At 34.5% G+C, this 18,231-nt stretch carries 16 protein-coding genes and 1 pseudogene; 3 read left to right on the forward strand and 14 right to left on the reverse strand.

Translation table 11 applies throughout. The annotated features are described in order from the left end of the window. Nucleotides 1–237: 237 nt before the first annotated feature. The 9 genes and pseudogenes from ACPLVE_RS02710 to glgB all read right to left on the reverse strand — a co-directional run bounded on the left by ACPLVE_RS02710 (nucleotide 238) and on the right by glgB (nucleotide 10,863). A complete protein-coding gene (locus ACPLVE_RS02710; protein ID WP_424609615.1) occupies nucleotides 238–1,899 on the reverse strand; it encodes an ABC transporter ATP-binding protein in 1,662 nt (553 codons plus the stop codon). Between the two features lie 15 nt (nucleotides 1,900–1,914). Then, nucleotides 1,915–2,688: an ABC transporter permease gene (locus ACPLVE_RS02715; RefSeq protein WP_424609617.1), complete on the reverse strand. Its 774-nt coding sequence runs from the start codon at nucleotides 2,686–2,688 to the stop codon at nucleotides 1,915–1,917. Nucleotides 2,689–2,692: 4 nt separating this feature from the next. Continuing rightward, nucleotides 2,693–3,484, reverse strand: coding sequence for an ABC transporter permease (locus tag ACPLVE_RS02720; protein WP_424609618.1), 792 nt, complete (start codon nucleotides 3,482–3,484; stop codon nucleotides 2,693–2,695). Then, nucleotides 3,477–4,493, reverse strand: coding sequence for an ABC transporter ATP-binding protein (locus tag ACPLVE_RS02725; RefSeq protein WP_424609620.1), 1,017 nt, complete (start codon nucleotides 4,491–4,493; stop codon nucleotides 3,477–3,479). Before ACPLVE_RS02725 ends, ACPLVE_RS02720 begins: the two co-directional genes overlap by 8 nt. A gap of 320 nt (nucleotides 4,494–4,813) precedes the next feature. Continuing rightward, a pseudogene (locus ACPLVE_RS02730) lies at nucleotides 4,814–5,131 on the reverse strand (helix-turn-helix transcriptional regulator); the annotation flags it as partial. 83 nt (nucleotides 5,132–5,214) lie between these two features. Next, nucleotides 5,215–6,651 (reverse strand): glycogen synthase GlgA, encoded by a 1,437-nt coding sequence (glgA, locus tag ACPLVE_RS02735; RefSeq protein ID WP_424609621.1) that lies wholly within the window; start codon nucleotides 6,649–6,651, stop codon nucleotides 5,215–5,217. Next, nucleotides 6,648–7,793: a glucose-1-phosphate adenylyltransferase subunit GlgD gene (gene glgD / locus ACPLVE_RS02740; protein ID WP_424609623.1), complete on the reverse strand. Its 1,146-nt coding sequence runs from the start codon at nucleotides 7,791–7,793 to the stop codon at nucleotides 6,648–6,650. The genes glgA and glgD overlap by 4 nt, the downstream gene beginning before the upstream one ends. Nucleotides 7,794–7,817: 24 nt before the next feature. Then, nucleotides 7,818–8,972, reverse strand: a complete 1,155-nt coding sequence (locus ACPLVE_RS02745; RefSeq protein ID WP_424609625.1) for a glucose-1-phosphate adenylyltransferase — start codon at nucleotides 8,970–8,972, stop codon at nucleotides 7,818–7,820. Nucleotides 8,973–8,982: 10 nt separating this feature from the next. Beyond that, entirely contained in the window at nucleotides 8,983–10,863 is a 1,881-nt protein-coding gene (gene glgB / locus ACPLVE_RS02750) for a 1,4-alpha-glucan branching protein GlgB (protein ID WP_424609627.1), read from the reverse strand. A 429-nt stretch (nucleotides 10,864–11,292) separates the two neighbouring features. Here glgB and ACPLVE_RS02755 point away from each other — a divergent pair, with 429 nt between their 5' ends. Beyond that, a complete protein-coding gene (locus tag ACPLVE_RS02755; RefSeq protein ID WP_424609629.1) occupies nucleotides 11,293–12,504 on the forward strand; it encodes an NADP-dependent isocitrate dehydrogenase in 1,212 nt (403 codons plus the stop codon). Between the two features lie 55 nt (nucleotides 12,505–12,559). Here the strand turns inward: ACPLVE_RS02755 and ACPLVE_RS02760 are convergent, their stop codons facing one another. Further along, nucleotides 12,560–13,270, reverse strand: coding sequence for a Yip1 family protein (locus ACPLVE_RS02760; RefSeq protein WP_424609631.1), 711 nt, complete (start codon nucleotides 13,268–13,270; stop codon nucleotides 12,560–12,562). 174 nt (nucleotides 13,271–13,444) lie between these two features. Here ACPLVE_RS02760 and ACPLVE_RS02765 point away from each other — a divergent pair, with 174 nt between their 5' ends. Both ACPLVE_RS02765 and ACPLVE_RS02770 read left to right on the forward strand, forming a co-directional pair. Continuing rightward, complete coding sequence (locus ACPLVE_RS02765; protein ID WP_424609633.1) at nucleotides 13,445–14,770, forward strand: NfeD family protein; 1,326 nt, start codon at nucleotides 13,445–13,447, stop codon at nucleotides 14,768–14,770. Next, nucleotides 14,757–15,524, forward strand: a complete 768-nt coding sequence (locus tag ACPLVE_RS02770) for an SPFH domain-containing protein (protein ID WP_424609635.1) — start codon at nucleotides 14,757–14,759, stop codon at nucleotides 15,522–15,524. Before ACPLVE_RS02765 ends, ACPLVE_RS02770 begins: the two co-directional genes overlap by 14 nt. A gap of 50 nt (nucleotides 15,525–15,574) precedes the next feature. Here the strand turns inward: ACPLVE_RS02770 and ACPLVE_RS02775 are convergent, their stop codons facing one another. From ACPLVE_RS02775 to ACPLVE_RS02790, 4 genes are read right to left on the reverse strand one after another with little or no spacing between them, the layout of a single operon-like run. Further along, complete coding sequence (locus ACPLVE_RS02775) at nucleotides 15,575–16,405, reverse strand: energy-coupling factor ABC transporter ATP-binding protein (protein ID WP_424609731.1); 831 nt, start codon at nucleotides 16,403–16,405, stop codon at nucleotides 15,575–15,577. Then, nucleotides 16,402–17,178 (reverse strand): cobalt ECF transporter T component CbiQ, encoded by a 777-nt coding sequence (gene cbiQ / locus ACPLVE_RS02780; protein WP_424609637.1) that lies wholly within the window; start codon nucleotides 17,176–17,178, stop codon nucleotides 16,402–16,404. Before cbiQ ends, ACPLVE_RS02775 begins: the two co-directional genes overlap by 4 nt. Continuing rightward, complete coding sequence (locus ACPLVE_RS02785) at nucleotides 17,165–17,455, reverse strand: energy-coupling factor ABC transporter substrate-binding protein (RefSeq protein WP_424609638.1); 291 nt, start codon at nucleotides 17,453–17,455, stop codon at nucleotides 17,165–17,167. Before ACPLVE_RS02785 ends, cbiQ begins: the two co-directional genes overlap by 14 nt. After that, entirely contained in the window at nucleotides 17,452–18,198 is a 747-nt protein-coding gene (locus ACPLVE_RS02790; RefSeq protein WP_424609640.1) for an energy-coupling factor ABC transporter permease, read from the reverse strand. The genes ACPLVE_RS02785 and ACPLVE_RS02790 overlap by 4 nt, the downstream gene beginning before the upstream one ends. Between the last annotated feature and the right edge of the window lie 33 nt (nucleotides 18,199–18,231).

Consider the following 18,231-nt stretch of genomic DNA (forward strand, 5'->3'; position numbering starts at 1 on the left):
ACAATATTTAGAGCAAAATTTGTGAAATTTGGAACGAAAGTGTCATTTTGGGGAACGAAAATGCATTTTTCGCCTAATATTTTACAATTAGAAATTACAAAAAATTGAGGAGAATACCTCCTCTCATGTTATTTCTAGGTCAATTATACACCGTTAGTGACAACTACATGCCCACTCATCTTTCTCCTCTGTCTTCATAAATTTAAAAATTAATCATAAAGGAAAATTATTAACTTTCTAAAAAATTCTTTGATTAATAGGAAACTTAATTATTTTATCCGCAATTTTAGACAAACTGGGGTCATGTGAAATCACAATTACAATTTTATTTCTCTTAAGTTCAGTAAGTATCTTCATAAATGTCGCTATACCTTCTCTATCTAATGCATTTGTAGGTTCATCAAATATGAACACATCTGCTTCTTTTAGTAAAGACCTTGAAATTGCTATTCTCTGTCTTTCGCCTCCTGATATATTAGACGATTTTTCATTGATTTCTGTATCATATTTTTTATCAAAAGATCCAATAAAGTCCAGTAAATTAATCTTATGTATTTTATTAATAATCTCTTCTTTATTCGTGTCTTCTTTGCCATAAACCAGATTGTTATATATGGTATCTTCTAAAAGATAAGGATGCTGCTCCGTAAAAGAAATAAGTTTTTTTCTCACAGAATACATATTAAGCTCTTCTATAGGAATTCCGTTATACAAAATACTTCCCTCTTTAGGTCTATATATTCCAAGCAGTGTATGCACAAATGTAGATTTACCTGCGCCATTTTCACCCACTATCAGATAAATATTGCCTTTTTCAAAACGACATGAGACATTATTAAAAATCTCCTTTTCACCTATCAAAACCGTTAAATTCACGCATTCTATTACATTTATCTCATTAATAACCTTATCCCCATTGTGCTCTTTTTCCATGCTGATAAGTTCATTTATTCTGTCCTTTGCAACTTTATATTTCTGATAGGATTTCCCACTTTCAATAATACTTGCAACTCCCGGTATTAAAATTTGTACATATATAATAGCAGTAGTTAAATTTCCTATTGTGGTTGTGCCCTTGCCCAAGGATATACCCAGTACAATTATTACAACAGCAAAAAACAGGCGGGTCATTAAATTTGAGAGATTGGATATCCAAAAATCGTACCTTAAAAATTTAATAGAGGACTTTACAAATGGTATGCTTGCTTTTAAAAATTCACTGTCAATTTCCTCATACCATGAGTTAATCTTTATTACCAGTATATTAAATAATTGTCTGCCTATCCTTGAAAAAAATTGAGCTTGTTTTTCCAACATATCTTTATTTAAAGAATAATAACGAGCTTGAGAAAGTTTGTAAAACATTATATACATTGACACAATGAGTAAAGATAAAAATCCCAGCAGTGTATTTATGCTAAAAAGTATTGGAATCAGTGCTGTTATTTTTAACATTTCTATTACTGCATAAGGGAATTTCTCTACAACACAGTCTGATATAGTAACAGAATCATTATTAATCCTCTGTGCAAGATACTGTCCGTTAATGCTTGATATTTTTTCATAAGGTAGCCTTTTGACCTCATACATAATATCAGATTCAATATCTATTAGCATATAATTTGAAATTTTTACGTTTAGATAGTAAGCTATGTACATGCTGATAAATTCTAAAATTATCAATAGGGTAAATTTCAATAAAAATTCTCTGATAGTCAAATTCACGCTGATTTCAACTTTTGTTATATAATCTATGTACATTCCAATATATGTAGGGATATATATCAAAATTGCAGTGTAAATTAATCTAACAAATATTAAAAAAGCATAACTGTATTTATACTTATTAAGATATGGAAGAATTTTAAACTTTCCCCTTTTAAATCTATAATCTACCATACTAACCTCCTCCCCCTATCCCCTCCCCTGATATTTTACAAGACCTCTTTGCCAGAGTGTAAGTGATATTCCTGAAAATACAAGTAATAAAATTGCCTGATAAGCAAATATTTCTTGAAAGCTTGAAAGTCCAATTAATATTCTTGCAGGAAAAGAGGAAAATATTATAACAGGTATAATTGTCATAAACACCTTCCTTATGATGCCTGAATATATTACATCAGGATATTTAGCAAATTCCATCAAATCATCATATATATAAAACATGTTGTTTACCTCAAAAAACCAAAAGGAAAGAAGGCTTATACAAAAGTTTGAAACAGTATATATGATTAAAGATAAAATAAGTGAAATTACATAATAAACTAAGTTCATGCCTGTATGAATGTCATTCATCTTAAGTCCATAAATTAAAAGTATAAATCCAGGCAGTGCCCTCCATACTCTTCCAATATTCACTCTTTTAAGTAATATAAATGCAATTGTATTTACAGGCTTTAATAGGTAAATCTCCAAATTCCCTCCCTTTACAGTTTCAGGCAAACTCAATATACCTCCTCTAAAGGTCATGTTATAGACCTCAATAAGGATAAAATAGGTCCCAAGTAAGACATACACATCTCCTAAAGTAAAGCCTCCTATTTCACTGACATTCAAATATATCACTCTAAAAAGTAAAAGGATACCAATTAAATAAACCAGTTGGGTAAAAAAGTTGAAGAATACATCAACCCTAAAAGCCAAATCCATTTTTAGCCTCAATTTAAAAAGGGACTTTATAAACCTCATTTTATTATCCTCCCGACGCAGTAAATCTCCTACTTCCTATTTTAAAGACTAAATGGCTTAATGACACTAAAATGAATATCCAAATTGCCATTGAAGCAAATTCAAAAGCAATATCTAATCCCGTCATTTTCCCTAAAAATATTTGTGCTGGTACATAGCCGCAAAACTTAAAGGGCAAAAAAAGCCATAGGCTTTTAGCTGGCAGCAAATCCAGCGGAATCAACATACCAGATAAAAGTGCAACAATCCCTTCAGAAAAATATATAATGTATGTACTTCTCTCAAACCAAAAGCTCAAAAGGTTAAGTATATAACCATAACTAAACCCTATTACTATTCCACCCATCCAAAATAAAATACTTAAAAAATATGTACTGGCTTCCTTTGGAATTACAACATAATCTTTTAGTATAATTGATACCACTATAACTCCTGCTATTCCAAAAATCCACTGTATTATCCATGAACCAATAAGCCTAAAAAGATAGAGAAGATAATGGTTCACAGACTTTGTGAGCCAAAGGCTTAAACTTCCATCTTTTATACTTTCCCCTATTTCAATCCAAGCAGAATAAGGAGTATTCATTACAAAAAATTGTGTCACAATAAAATATGTAACCATATCTGAAAGGTTATATCCTCCAATGCTTCCTCCATGGGAAAGTATTGTCTTCCAGAGAAAGAAAAGGGCTAACGGCGGAATAAGCACCACTGTTAAGTAAAATAAAGAATTTGCTTTGTACTGAAGCATTCTCTTGACTTCACATTTTGCACTTTCTAAATATAGCCTAATCATTTTCCTTCCCCTCACTGTAGAATCTATAAACCACTTCTTCTAATGTTGGCTCCATAATTTCAATATCTGAAATATTGTATTTGTTTAAAATTTCTTTTGCCACATCCTTTGAAATGCTTTCTTCTGCACTAATTGTAAGGCAGTTTTCTTCCTTTGATATGACCGATACACCTTCTATATTCTGCAATTCTTTTTCTAAATTTTCATCAAATACCTCATCAAAACATATTTTTATAAATTTCCTCCCAAATATTCTTTTCTTGAGTCCCTCAATATCTCCGTCATATAATTTCCGACCTTTATCAATCATTATCACCCTTGAAGCACATTTTTCTATGTCTTTCATATTATGGCTTGTGAGCATTACGGTAGCCTTATAATCCTTTACATACTCCTTCAAAAAATTGTGAAGTTCATTTTGAGAAAATATGTCAAGCCCAAGAGTTGGTTCGTCTAATAAAATTAACTTTGGTTCCCATAGCAAATTTGCAACTATCTCCGCTTTTTTTCTCTGCCCATGGGAAAGGTTTCTCACAGGACTTTTTAAAATATCTTTTATCTTCATCATTTCAGAAAGTTTGTCTACTCTATTTTTATATTCGCTATGCGAAAGATTGTAAATTTCTTTTATGAAATAAAAACCGTCCAAAACAGGTAGGTCCCATGCTACCTCTTCAAGAAATCCCCTTGATGCCATAATAAAGCTTACTTTAGATAGAAATTTTTTACTCCTTTTGTATGGAATTTCATCAAGCACACGAACTTCTCCTTCTGTAGGGAAAAGGACTCCTGCAAGAATTTTCAAAGTAGTAGTTTTGCCTGCCCCATTTGGTCCTATATATCCTACAATTTCTCCTTCTCCTACATTAAAAAAAACTCCTCTTAATGCTTCAACTTCTTCATATAAAGGTTTAAATACACTCTTTACACTTTCTATAAGGCCTGCCTCTTTTACCTGTCTTCTATAAATTTTTGTAAGATTGGCCACTTCAATTACATACCTACTCATTTTTCTCCTCTGCCTTTCAAAAATTATGTTTAAAATCCTTATTCCCTCTTTATAAATAAATCAACATCTATCCACTTAACTTTACCTAATACATCAAGTAACCTGTCAATTTCTTTTGCCCTAGTAATTTTATTTTCTAATTTTAGGGTATTGACATCTTACCGTGAGTCTCCTTTCCTAAATTTCTATACTTTTCCCATTTTCATTGTACAATAAAATAAATGTCATGTATACTATATTTTAGTATAGTTTTTATTACATTTACAGTTAATGTTTACATAATTAAGCACAAAAATTATGCTAAAGTATAGCCTCAAATTTTAGTCCATATCTATCAAGTTTAGCTTAATCGCCTTTGCCACCGCTTCTTTGATATTTTTTACCTCAAGTTTTTCTACTATTTTTCTCTTGTGATATTTCACAGTCACAACCCCTATCCCAAGAGTTTCTGCTATGTCTAATTCTCTGTATCCCTTTGCCTCTAATGCCAGTATTTTTATCTGGTTGTCATTTAATTTTATCTTTATCTCATTTAGCTCTTTTTCTTTTACTATCTTTTCATACTCAGTTGCTATTTTCTCAGCCAGCAGTTTTATTACCATTGATGCTTCATCCGCAATCTTTTTATCAATAGTTGATTATCATATTCTCATTTTCTTATTATTATAGGCGATATAATAAAAATGAGGAGAATAATCTCCTCCCATTAATATAACACGCTCTAATCTATCAACAAATTTTCGTAAAGTAAAAGATATTCTTTGGCTGAGGCATTCCAGCTGTGGTCTACTTCCATAGCCTGCCTTACTATGCTATTCCACCTATCCTTATCTTTATATATTGATAGGGCATACTCTATTACATGAAGCATATCGTGGGCATTGTAGTTTGTAAATGAGAAACCATTCCCTTCGCCAGTGTACTCATTATAGGGAGTCACTGTATCTTTAAGTCCCCCCGTTTCTCTCACAATTGGAAGACTTCCATACCTCTGGGCTACCTGCTGGCTTATACCACAGGGTTCAAATAAAGAAGGCATTAAAAACATATCCGAGGATGCATATATCTTTTTGGCCATAGAGTCGCTAAAATCAATTATCGCAGCCATTTGAGATGGGTATTTAAAAGCAAAGTATTTAAAAGAATCTTCATAATTCTTTTCTCCTGTGCCAAGAACAACAAACTGAGCTCCTGTGCGCAGAATATCCTCTAATACGGCGAGTATCAAATCAATTCCTTTCTGGCTGGTAAGCCTTGATACAAGCCCTATTAAAGGTATATCCTCTCCTATTTCGAGTTTTAAATCTTTCTGAAGCATCACTTTGTTTTGCCTCTTCTTATCAAAAGAATTTATGTCGTAATTTATATATATGTCTTTATCCGTCTCAGGGTTATAAAAATCATAGTCGATTCCATTGACTATTCCTACCAGTTTGTCTCCTATTCCCCCAAGCAGTCCATGAAGGCCTTCACCGTAAAAAGGAGTTTTTATCTCTTCTGCATAAGTCTTGCTGACAGTTGTCACTTTGTCAGAGTATATGATTCCCCCCTTCATAAAAGAAATCCCATCATAGTATTTAAGTTTATCCTCCGCATAATATTCCTCTCCCAAAGACAAAAGATCTCCCAAAACTATCTTAGGAAATACTCCCTGAAATTTTAAGTTATGTATAGTAAATACTGTTTTTATTTTTCTATGCACATCGCTCTCGCTGTAGTGAGCCTTTAAAAGAACGGGTACAATGCCTGTGTGCCAGTCATTACAATGAATTATATCCGGTTTAAAATCCTCCAAATAATATATAGATTCTAAAATGGCTCTACTAAAGTAAGCAAATCTTTCCCCATCGTCATAATATCCGTAGTATTGATGCCTTTTAAAATAATATTCATTGTCCAAAAGGTAATAAGGAATTCCTTCAAATTCTACATATTCAATTCCGCAATATTGATTTCTCCAGCCCACAGGCACTATAAAATTTGCAATGTGTTTTACTTGAGCCATGTACTCCGGGGGTATTTGTCCATATTTAGGAAGCATGACTCTTACATCCAAACCCAACCCTCTCAATGCCTTTGGCAAAGAATAAGCGACATCCGAAAGACCTCCTACCCTTGCAAAAGGATAGGCTTCTGAAGCTACAAACAGTACTTTCATCTTATATTTTCTCCTGCCTTTCTAAGCAAATTTTCAACTATCTCACCTTTCTCTATGACAACAGGAAACTTTTTGTCCCCAATTAATCTTTTCCCTTCTTCTATTATCACATTTTTATCCAGTATGGCATTTTTCAAAAATGCCCCTTTTTCGATTATGCAATTTGAAAACACTATAGAATCCTCCACCACTGCCCCTTCTTTTATCTCAACTCCCCTTGAGATTATGCTGTTTTTGACCCGCCCTTTTATGAGGCAGCCATTTGAAATAAGAGAATTTTCAACCTCACAGCCTTCGTAATATTTTGTAGGAGGAGAATCATTTGTTTTTGTATAAATTTTACCTCCTTCAAAAAACAGCTCTCTCCTTACTCTCAAGTCCAATATATCCATTGAAGTTAAATAATAGTTTCTAACCGAGTTTACACAGCTCAAATAGCCTTTATATTCGTACGCTCCTACTTTTAATTTATCTAAACTGTCATATATACACTCTTTAAAGGAATTGTATTTGCTCTTCTCTATAGCCCTGTAAATAAAGTCTATTAAAAGTTCTTTTTTCAATATAAAAGTCTCCATAGAAATATTGACACTTGCATTAAGCCCTAAAAGTCTTCCCACACTTAAAACTTCATTCTCATCACCTAAATTGAGCACATCGCAGTTTAAAAATCTTCCTTCACTATTATTTACTTTTTTATACAAAACCGTAATATCATTTCCCATCTCTTCATGATACCTGGCAACTTCATTAAAATCAATTTTGTATATCATCCTGGAAGAAGCAAGTATTATGTGGTCACCGGAACTTCTGTAAAAAAACTCCATATTATTTTTTAAAAGTTTTGCATCGCTTATAGGCGAATTTTCTAAAGAATAATTAAATATAAACAAGCCTCCGTTTTTTCTATTTAAATCCCAAGGTTTGCCGGTACCTAAATGGTCAACTAAGGACCGGGAGTGGGTCTGCCCAAAAATTCCTACAGTTTTCACACCAGCATTTACAAGATTTGAAAGTATAAAATCTATCACACGGTATCTTCCAAAAATTATAACAGAAGCAAGAGGTCTATTTACTGTAAGACTTTTTAAATTACCCTCTTCTTCATTTAAATTTAACACACCTATATAGTTGGCAAGCATAAAATTCTCCTCCCTTCAGTTATTTTAATTCACATTTTCCATTACAATCTCTCCCTCTCTCACAACAGTTATTTCTTTGCCATCTCCTACAATGCTCCCTCTTTTCACAACCACTTTGGGCCCAATTATGCTTTTTACGACTTTTGCCCCGTCTTCAATCACTGCGTCAGACATAATGATAGAATCTATTATCTCCGCTTTTTCTCCCACAACTACCCCATAAGACAAAATCGAATTAGAAACAGTTCCAAAGACTATGCATCCTTCCACTATAAGGGAATTTGAAATCTTTGCAGAGGGACCGATATACTGAGGAGGATATGCAAAAGAGGCGCTGTAAACTTTCCAGCTTCCGTCAAAGAGTCTTAATTCTTTTTCTTTTGGAGAGTATGGGTCTTCTTTTATCAGGTCCATGCTTGCCTCCCAATAGCTACTTATTGTACCTACATCCTTCCAGTACCCATTAAAGACATAGGCATACATCTTGTACCCTTTTTTAAGCATTTTGGGAATTATGTCCTTGCCAAAGTCGTGAGAAGAACTTTCGTCTTGAGCATCTTCCATCAAAACTTCTTTCAACTTATCCCATTTGAAAATGTATATTCCCATTGAAGCCAATGTGCTTTTGGGCTTTTTTGGTTTTTCCTCAAATTCATATATCCTATAATCTTCATAAGTATTCATTATTCCAAATCGCGAAGCCTCCTCTATTGGCACTTTTGTAACAGCAATTGTGGCATCAGCATCCTTTTGCTTGTGAAATTTAAGCATTTTTAGATAATCCATTTTGTACACATGGTCCCCGGAGAGAATCAATAAATTTTCGGGAGAATATTTTTCAACGAAATTTATGTTTTTAAGCACAGCATCAGCAGTCCCGCTATACCACTTACCTCCCCTTTCTTCAGTATAGGGAGGAAGTATCGTAACGCCGCCGTTGACCCTGTCCAAATCCCAGGCACTGCCTATACCTATATGAGAGTGAAGTATAAGAGGTTGATACTGGGTCAAAACCCCTACCACTTCTATAGAAGAATTAGAACAATTGCTTAGAGTAAAATCGATTATGCGATATTTACCCCCAAACTCTACTGCAGGTTTTGCATTTGTTTTTGTCAGCAATTCAAGTCTGCTACCCTGGCCCCCTGCAAGAATTAATGCAATAATCTCCCTTTCCATAAAATTCACCTCACTCATATTGTGGTTTTAATATCACTGCGGAAAGAGGAGGCAATTTTATTTGTATGCTGTAAGGCTTGCCGTGTATTCCTATTTTTTCAGCTTCAATGAGATTTTGGTTAACAAAGCCTCTCCCTCCGTATTTTGTTTCATCACTATTCAAAATCTCCTTATACAAACAATATTCTGGCACCCCTATTCTGTAGACGGGATAAGATACCTTACTGAAATTGCACACCACCACCAAAAAGTCTTTTTTGTCTTTTGCAAATCTGATATAAGAGATAATGCTCTGTTCACTGTTGTTGACATCAATCCATAGAAAACCCTCTTCAGAATGGTCCATTTCATAAAGACTTTTATTGGAAAGATATATTTTATTTAAATCTTTTACATATTCTTGCAGACTTTTGTGCATTGGATAATCAAGCAAGAACCAATCTAGCTCCTTCTTAAAGTCCCATTCTATGAACTGCCCAAATTCTCCACCCATAAAAAGCAGTTTCTTCCCTGGATGAGTCATCATATAGCCGTACAAAGCCCTGAGATTTGCAAATTTTTCTTCATAAGTGCCAGGCATCTTATCAAGCAAAGATTTTTTCCCGTGCACAACTTCATCATGTGACAGAGGTAAAATGAAATTTTCTGAATAAGTGTACATGATAGAAAAAGTGAGGAGATTGTGATTCCACTTTCTTTCTTCAGGGGGAAACGCCATATACTTTAGAGTATCATTCATCCATCCCATGTCCCATTTGTAATTAAAACCAAGCCCTCCACTATAATCAGGATAAGTGACTAAAGGATATGCACTTGATTCTTCTGCCACCATCAAAGGATTAGGGAAATTGGTGAAGATAAGTCTATTTAAATCTCTTAGAAATGAAACCACCTGGTCGTGAACTTCCTGCCTTCCAGAACGGGTATGAAGGTAGAGCATATTAGAAATGGCATCACATCTCAAACCGTCTATATGATACTCTTTAAACCAGAAATAAGCATTGGAAAGGAGAAAGCTTTTTACACCCGGCTTTGACACGTCAAAGTTTGCTGTTCCCCAGTAGTCATTTTCTCTTATGAAAGGGTCATCGTATTCGTAAAGGTGGGTCCCATCAAAATTGTAAAGGCCATGCTCATCCTTGCAAAAATGCCCCGGAACCCAGTCCATAATTATTCCAATGCCGTGTTGATGCAGTGTATCGACAAAATACATAAAATCTTCAGGAGTGCCATAGCGACTTGTTACAGAAAAATAACCTGTTATTTGATATCCCCATGACATATCCAAAGGATGTTCCATTAAGGGCAGCAATTCCACATGGGTATACCCCATTTCCTTTACATAAGGGACAAGTAAATCGGCAATCTCCCTATAGTTTAACAATTCTCCATTTTCTTTTCTCCTCCAGGACCCTAAGTGAAGTTCATAAATATTTATAGGAGTTTCAAAGATATTTTTATTTTTTCTCCTTAACATCCAGTCCTCATCATGCCACTGATATTCGGGCAAATTTTTAACAATAGAAGCAGTGTTAGGTCGCACTTCTGAAAAAATGGCATAAGGGTCTGATTTTAAAATCTTTTTTCCGTCTTTTGTGTGAATTTCATATTTGTAAAGTTCCCCTTCTTTTAAGCCTTCTATAAAAATCCACCATAGCCCTGAATCTTTTACTTTGAGCATCATGTGATTTTTTGCATCCCAATTATTAAAATCGCCAGCAATTCCCACCCTAACTGCATTAGGCGCCCAGACACAAAACACTGTCCCCTCTTTTCCCCTATAATTTATAAATCTACTGCCTAAAAAGGTGTAAGCTCTGAAATGTTCCCCTTTTAAGAATTTTCTGATATCGGAAAGATAGATAGTTGAATTTTTATACTGGACTGTCATTTTGGAACACCCCTTTTTATATATATTCTCTAGGGGAAAAATCAAAGAACTGAAAAAAGAGATGAAAAAATAAAGGCAAGATTTAAAAAACTCAGAATAACTATATCATATCTTTGCTTTTAGTATAGCATTTTCCACAATCTTGTTCAAGAAAATTTTTACTGAAATTTGTAAGGTTTTGTATTATAATATTTCTAAAGACAATTTTTCTTTTAGTAGGGTAATTCCTTTTAGATTTCCTTTTACAACAAAGAATAATTTCCCCTCCCTTTTGTCTGTCCTGTATTTAGGTCAAGTTGTGAAAGCTAAATCAATAAATATTGCAAAAACTCCTTATATTCTATATAATAAAATCAAGTTATGATAAAAAATCGCAATAAAATATTTTAAAAATTTTATTGTTACATTTCAAACAAAGGGGAGAAAAAAATGGCAAATAAAATTCAGATGAAAGTACCTCTCGTTGAAATGGACGGGGACGAAATGACAAGAATCATATGGAAATTGATAAAAGAAATACTTTTAGAGCCCTATATAGACCTTAAAACGGAATATTACGACCTTGGAATCAAAAACAGAGACGAAACTAATGACCAGGTCACAGTTGATGCAGCATACGCAATAAAAAAGTACGGAGTCGGGGTAAAATGCGCCACAATTACACCAAATGCAGAAAGGGTTAAAGAATACAACCTCAAAACAATGTGGAAAAGCCCTAATGCTACAATCAGAGCAATACTTGATGGCACAGTTTTTCGCACCCCCATCCTTGTTGAAGGGATAAAACCTCTTGTAAGGACATGGAAAAAACCTATTACAATTGCAAGACATGCCTATGGGGATATTTACAAGGACGTAGAATATAGAGTCTCTGAAAAAGGCAAAGCAGAACTTGTGTTTACATCTTCAAAAGGAGAAGTGATAAGACAAACCATACATGAATTTGAAGGCCCTGGAGTTATACTCGGTATGCACAATACTGATGAGTCAATAAAAAGTTTTGCAAGAGCATGTTTTAATTATGCTTTAGATACGAAACAGGATTTGTGGTTTGCGACTAAAGACACCATTTCAAAAATATACGACCACAGATTTAAAGACGTATTCCAGGAAATATATGAAAATGAATATAAAGAAAAATTTGAGGAAGCAGGAATTGAATATTTCTACACCCTTATTGACGATGCAATAGCCCGTATTTTAAGGTCAGAAGGTGGAATGGTATGGGCATGTAAAAATTATGACGGTGATGTGATGTCAGACATGGTAGCAACAGCTTTTGGTAGTCTTGCCATGATGACATCGGTATTAGTCTCTCCTGATGGAAAATACGAATTTGAAGCGGCTCATGGAACAGTTACAAGGCATTATTATAAATACCTCAAAGGTGAAGAAACTTCTACTAATCCTATTGCTACAATTTTTGCATGGACAGGCGCTTTGAAAAAAAGAGGAGAACTTGACGGAATAAAAGACCTTGTTGATTTTGCAGATAAGCTTGAAAAAGCATCCTTAAAGACAATTGAAAAAGGGATAATGACAAAAGACTTAGCCGCTTTATCTGACTTGCCAAATAAAACTGTTGTAAACACAGAAATTTTCCTCATTGAAATTAAAAAAACTTTAGAAGAGATGCTGTAAATACGTAAAAAGGGACGGTCCTCAGACAAAAGGAACCGTCCCCTTTGTTTGATTTTTAGTCCAGCAGTTTATAATAATCAATATTCACAAACACTGTCACAAGAAAAGCGAAAACCGTAACCCATGTGACATCGCTATTGTTCATTCTGCTGGACATTTTTATCCCTATCCACACAATGACAAACTGCCATATCATAAATGGGTCAATACTTCTTAAAAAGCCATAGGTCGTAGTCCCTTTTAAGGAAGGAAATAAAAGCGCTGGAGACATATCAACCAAAAGCTCCCCTGTAAAAAAGGAAGCAATGAAGCATATCAGAAAATATATTAAGACCGGCGTATAGGCATAACCCGTAATTGAAAATAATTCCGATACATCAGCCCTTCCTCTAAATACCCATTTTATAATAGCATATGCTGCAAGAACAACAAAAAGCCATGAAAGCAGATTATTTATCAGAGTAGAAGTGATTACAGATTTTGGAGCCAATTTCATTGCCAATTCTATTTCCTGAGGGGTAAAACCAGCATCTGGCTGGGATAGTCTCATTTTCAAAAGTTCCCTTATATGTTTTGCATAAACAGGATAACGCAAAAGATAAAGAAATACTATCCCTCCAATTTTCACTATGGCAGGATAAACTAGTTTTGGCTGATACATTAAATTTTTTATTGTTATTGAAGGTTTAAACAAAATTCCGTAAATTCTTTCTAAGAAATTTAAGTTTTTTATGTCTTCCTCTGTCTCAATTTTAAAAAAAGCCAACTGAGCTTCCTCCTTTACCTGAAAAGTTGCCAAAAACACAGGAGAGCAAATAAGTACATAGATTAAATTCTACATTTTTATAAAAAATCCTTCAAGAAAATTTTTGTCAATCAAATAAAAGACTATATAAAATTTTTCATTTATGTTAAAATGTCATTAAAGGGGGATCAAAAAGTGTTTACCGGAAAGAAAATTTTCTTAGTTATAATTCTTTTAATATTTGTTCTGCTACCACCCTCTTTCTCACAAGCGACCTCTACACAAACTCCCGTATACGTGCTTACTGTGGATGGCCCAATTGTACCCGTTGTTGCAGATTATATTGAAAGCGGCTTTAAAGCTGCGGAAAGGGATGGAGCAAGTCTTATAGTAATCGAGCTTTCCACGCCAGGAGGCCTTTATGCTACTACTCAAAAGATTGTAACGCGAATACTAAACTCTCCTATCCCCGTAGTTGTGTATGTATCTCCTGCAGGAGCGTGGGCCGGCTCTGCTGGAACTTTTATAACTCTTTCGGCAAATATTGCAGCAATGGCACCCGGCAGCAGAATTGGCGCTGCACATCCCGTCTCTATCGAAGACGACTCTGCTATGTCAGAGGTTCAAAGACAAAAAATAACACATGATGCTGCTGCCTGGATAAGAAGTATCGCCGAAAATAGAGGGAGAGACCCTAAAAATGCAGAAATGGCAGTCGTAGAGAGTAGGTCCTTCACTGACACCGAAGCCTTAAACGCAAACCTAATAGATTTAAGGGCAAATAACTTAGATGACCTTCTTAAAAAAATAAATGGGAAAACCGTAAAAAACTTTGATGGAACAACAATCACAGTGAAAAGCGACGGCCCTATTAAACACTATCCTATGACATCAGTGCAAAAATTTTTATTTGCGATAAGTGACCCGAATATCGCTTATCTTTTGATGAGCGCTGGAATTTTGGGAATAATCTTAGAGCTTTACCACCCTGGCGCTATCTTCCCAGGAGTTGCAGGTGGAATAAGTCTTCTTCTCGGGCTTTATACTCTTGGAACTTTAGATGCACAGCTTAGCGGCATGCTTCTTGTAATACTTGGAATTGTACTTTTAGCCTCTGAGGCTTTTGTAGTAAGCCATGGAATTTTAGCAGTCGGAGGAATAATTTCTTTTGTTCTAGGATCTCTAATGCTTTTCAGTGGAAATCAAATGGGACTTACAATTAACAAAGGAGTAGTATTTGCAACAGCCTTCTTTATGGCGGCTTTTGTGTCCTTTCTACTGGCAGCAGTTATAAGGGCACAAAAAAGAAAAGTAGTAACGGGAATAGAAGGAATGATAGGCGAGTTTGGGACTGCTGTGACAGACATAGACCCAAAGGGAACTGTATTGGTGGAAGGGGAGAGATGGCAGGCAGTCTCAAAAGAGCTTATTAAAAAGGGAGAGAAAGTTGTAATTATAGGAGTGGAAGGTCTCACTCTAAAAGTACAAAAAGTAAAAGAGGGAGGTAATGAGAGTGATTGAAAGTTTAGCTTTTCTTTTTACCTTAACAATTATATTAATAAGTTTAATTTCTGCATCTATAAGAATAGTACAGGAATATGAAAGAGGTGTAATTTTCCGCTTGGGGCGTTATGTAGGAGTAAGAGGACCTGGAATATTTTTCTTAATTCCAATAATCGAAAGAATGCAAAAGGTCGACTTGAGAGTGGTTACAATGGAAGTTCCCACTCAAGAAGCAATTACTAAGGACAACGTGACAATAAAAGTCAACGCCGTAGTATATTTTAGAGTAGTAGACCCTGCAAATGCAGTTATAAAGGTTTTAGACCATATAAGGGCAACATCCCAATTGGCACAGACCACATTAAGAAGCGTACTGGGACAATCTGATTTAGATGAGCTTTTGTCTCACAGAGATGAGATAAATAAAAGGTTGAGAGAAATAATTGACGAAGGAACAGAGCCATGGGGAGTAAAAGTAAATCTCGTTGAAATAAGGGACGTAGAATTGCCTCAGAGCATGCAAAGGGCCATGGCAGCACAGGCAGAAGCAGAAAGAGAACGCCGAGCAAAAATAATAAGTGCTGACGGTGAATATCAAGCTGCAGCAAAACTTGCAGATGCTGCAAGGATAATTGCATCTGAACCTGCTGCTCTCCAACTAAGATACCTCCAAACTTTAAGAGAAATAGCTAATGACAGGTCAAACATTGTAGTATTCCCATTCTCACTTGATATACTCCAGCAGCTCATGCCTCAGCATAAAAAAGAATAAACTCAATTTCAGCCACTGGGGACGGTTCCTCTTGTTTGACCCCAGTGGTTTTAATTTCCCCTTATAGCTTTTTTTAATTCCTCAACTTTTCTTGGAATTTCTTCTTTATGAATAATGTTTTTATCTTTCAGTATCTCATATATTTCTAAAATTAGAGGTTTTTTCAACCTTTCACCTTTACTATCTCCTGTAAAAATCTCGTAAGGTGTACCCTCTTTAATTATCTTGCCATCTTTCATTACATAAATATAATCTGCCCATAGAAAAGCAAAGTCTACATCGTGTGTTGATACTACAATAGTCTTTCCTTCCTCTTTTAAATCGTCGAGCAATTTAATAAGTTCCTCAGTGTGCTCAACATCTAAATAGGCTGTCGGTTCATCTAATATTATGACTTCTGGATCCATCACCAAAATATCTGCAATAGATACGATCTTTTTTTGCCCATAGCTTAAAAAATGCACAGGCTTATCTTTTAAATGAGATATATTGAGCTTTCCCATAATCTCATCTACTTTTGCCCTCACAATTTTTTCCTCATAGCCAAGGTTCATAGGACCAAAGGAAATCTCCTGATATACTGTTGCAGAAAAAAGCTGAACATCGGGATTTTGGAAAACAATACCCACATTTTTTCTAAGCTTTATAAGTTCTTTCCTGTTATACAAAATTTCCTTACCCTTATACATTATTTTACCTGATTTGGGTTTTAAAATGCCATTAAAATGGAGAAATAAAGTGGTCTTTCCTGCCCCATTAGGTCCCAATACAGCAATCTTTTTGCCTTTTTCTATTTTCATATTTATGCCCTGCAATGCCTTTGCACCATCAGCATATTCAAAGGATACATTTACTGCCTCTAATATAGTTTCCATGTTTATAGCCACCTTCTTATAAATGTTGAAGTAACTACTAAAGATGCATCTATCACAAGAAAAAAAATTATATTTATAATTGAAAATTTATATTCCCTACTAATTACTTTTATTTCGCCTGTATAAAGCCTTGATTCTAAAGCTATATATAAATTCTGAGAATAATTATAAGATTTTAAAAGTAAAGAATAGACTAAGAAACCTAAAGATTTGAAGGAATTTTTTATATTTTTGTATCCCAAACGTGATTCCTGGGAAATGTAAATTTCTTCTGCCTCTTTTAATAAAACAAATATAAACCGATATATCAATTGAAACAATTCTAAAAACAATGAAGGTATTCTTAACTTTTTTAAAACATTTATAATATCAATAATAGGTGTAGTAAAAGCAAGAAAATAAAGGCACGATACAATTGCTAAAACTCTAAAAAATAAATTAAGAGCCATCATAATCCCATAATGAGTAATCCCTAATTTTAAATTAAAAAACTTAAATGCAAATATAACTATATTACTATTATCATTTATAGGATTTATCATGATAGTAAGCAAACTCAAAAGCAGAAATGAAGAGGGTACAAGCATAAATTTAACATATACTTTTGCTGGAATTTTTGCTCTTAACACTGTAATTAAAAACATCAAAAAAATTACAATTATATTAGTGTATATATCAAAAAAGAAACATAAAAACATTGTAATAAAAGAAAATAAAAGTTTTTCGACAGGATGCACAAAATGCATCCTGTTCGTGTATGCATAGCTATCTATTAGCATTTTTCTTCCCCTTTACAAAACCCAAGTAGTATCCTATAAAACCTGCTCCTAAGGCAGCCTGTAAGGCAAACAAAAGGCTTTCTACCTCCCCGCTTGGCGGTTCCCATATTGGATGAAACCACGGCTTATAGTCTTTCGCTATTTCAGAAATAGTCTCTGTAGCCTTATCATCTGCTCCAGAAAATTCCGCATTTTTAGCTATAAAAAGGGGGAGAAACATTAATCCGATCACCAAAAGCACCAAAATCAAATTGACCGCCACATTTTTCTCCTTCATCTTACTACCTCCTCTTTTTCAATAACATTAAGCTCAATAAGCTCTTCTTTGCTGTATGTTAAAAGCATATTGATCACGATCACCGTCAAAATCCCTTCGCTTATCGCTAAAGGCACCTGTGTCACTGCAAATATCCCCATAAATTTTAAAAACGAAGCTGTAAATCCACCTACCTCTGCAGGAAACGCCAGTGCAAGTTGAAATGATGTCGTCACATAAGTCAGTAAATCCCCTATAGAAGCTGCTAAAAAGACCGCCAACCAATTTTGTCCACCCGCCTTCTTTATCCCTTTGAAAATGTAGTAAGATGCAATAGGTCCTACTATTGCCATAGAGAAAGTATTAGCACCCAAAGTTGTTATACCACCGTGAGCCAAAAGAAGTGCCTGGAATAATAGGACTATGAGTCCCAAAACACTCATTGTAAGTGGTCCAAAGAGAATTGCTCCAAGACCTACCCCTGTAGGATGAGAACAACTCCCTGTTACAGACGGTATCTTCAGGGCAGACAATACAAAAGCAAAAGCACCTGCAAAGCCTAAAAGCATTTTAAGTTTTGGATTTTCTTTTACCTTTTTGTTTATTGAAAAAATACCAGCAACTACAAATGGAAAAGATACTCCATACCACAAAAAGCACCATTTAAGAGGTAAAAAACCTTCCATTATGTGCATTGAAAAAGCTATTTGAGGTGTTAAAAAAAACAGTAAAATCAACACAAAACTGATTATCCATTTCCTCATAAAAATATCCTCCTTTTCTATGATTTAGAATTC

Origin of the sequence: Caldanaerobacter sp. (assembly GCF_049701115.1) — a bacterium.
Lineage (GTDB): Bacteria > Bacillota > Thermoanaerobacteria > Thermoanaerobacterales > Thermoanaerobacteraceae > Thermoanaerobacter.